Source organism: Verminephrobacter aporrectodeae subsp. tuberculatae At4, from assembly GCF_000193225.1.
Lineage (GTDB): Bacteria > Pseudomonadota > Gammaproteobacteria > Burkholderiales > Burkholderiaceae_C > Acidovorax > Acidovorax aporrectodeae.
The window spans coordinates 1-1362 of sequence record NZ_AFAL01000555.1 but is presented as its reverse complement, the minus strand read 5'-3'; the positions used below and the strand labels follow the sequence as shown (position 1 = coordinate 1362).

General features: G+C 64.7%; 1 protein-coding gene. It reads right to left on the bottom strand.

Annotation, left to right across the window (positions count from 1 at the left end; translation table 11 throughout):
• Nucleotides 1-1362: Ig-like domain-containing protein (locus VTU_RS28150; RefSeq protein WP_010106823.1), on the bottom strand; the 1362-nt coding region annotated here is incomplete at both ends.

Sequence of the window (1362 nt, the reverse complement as noted above, 5' to 3'; positions counted from 1 at the left end):
CTTGCCAAAGCCGGTCACCGCCTCGCTGAAGCGGATGCTGACCTGGGCCGTGTCGCCGATCTTGAGCTGGCGGTCGGCGATGGCGATGCTCAGCAGCACGGGCGGCGTGGTGTCCGGGGTGTTGTTCTGTATCTGCCGCTGCGCGAAGCTCGCGGCGTCGTTGCCGGCTGCGTCCTGTATGGCGTTGGCGTCGTTGCCGCTCGTGGGGTCGGTGTAGGAGACGCTCACCGTATCGCCGGGGCCTACGGCGCTGGCCAGCGTCAGCGTCACGGTCTTGGCCGTGGCATTCACGCTCACTGCGGTGACGGCGTTGGCCACGGCCGTGCCATTGACGCGCAGTGCAAAGGCCCCGGTGGCCGGGACATGCGCCGCATCCAGGCCGATCGCTTCGATGTAGCTGAGCACCAACTGGTTGCCATTCACCGTGTTGGCCATGGCGTCGTCGCTGATCTGCGGGGGGCGTGCGTCCACCGTGTAGTCGCTGCTGGAATCGATCTGGCCCAGCCCGGCGTTGCCCGAAGGGGTGAGCACGCGGGTCATGTCCACCGTGACGCGATTGCCCGCGGCCTCCGCGTTCGCCATGGGCGCCAGGGTGGCGCTCCAGACCTTGCCGCCGGTGTTGGGATTCCAGTTGGACAGCGTGCCGTTGGCCGCGCTCACGGCAGCGGAGATGTTTTGTACCGGGATGTCGAAAGTGACGCTGACGGTGGCGGTTTCTCCGGTCTTCAGCATGTTGCTGCTGATCGTGATGCCGTTGGTGGTGAGCCGGGGCCGCACGGTGTCCACGGTGAAGTTTTCACCGCGCGGAACGGTGCCCGTGATCGAGTTGCCCGCAGGGTCCTTTATGTGGATGAAACGCGTTATCTCGACGATGTTTACTGGCGAGATGGTGTTCTCCGGCGGAGTCAGGGTAGCGGTCCAGACCGTGCCGTCTTCGGAGGAGCTCAGCTCGGACAGCGTGCCGATTGACGCTGCCAGGCGCGGCTCGGCTCTGAGGTTGATGTTGAGCACCTTTTCGCTGAAGGTCAGGGTGACGGTGGCCGTCTCGCCGGCCCGCAGGTCGTGATCGCTTATGGTGAAGCTGATCAGCGTGGGCGGTGTCAGATCGATGAAGTAGGCGTTGCTTTTAACGATTCTGGTCAGGGGTTTGTTGCCAGCCAGGTCCGTCACGCCGGCGTTTTCGGTATCCAGGGAGATGGTGAGGTTGGCCCCCTCGGCGCCTGCGTTCGGGGTCAGCGTGGCGAGCCAGCTCGTGCCGTCGGGGTCTAGCTTGAAGTCGCTCAGCGTAGCGTTTTGCGCGATGAGGCTGCGCATGTCCTCCCCGTCGAACCCGATGACCGGTTCGTTGAAGCTGAGCTTGAC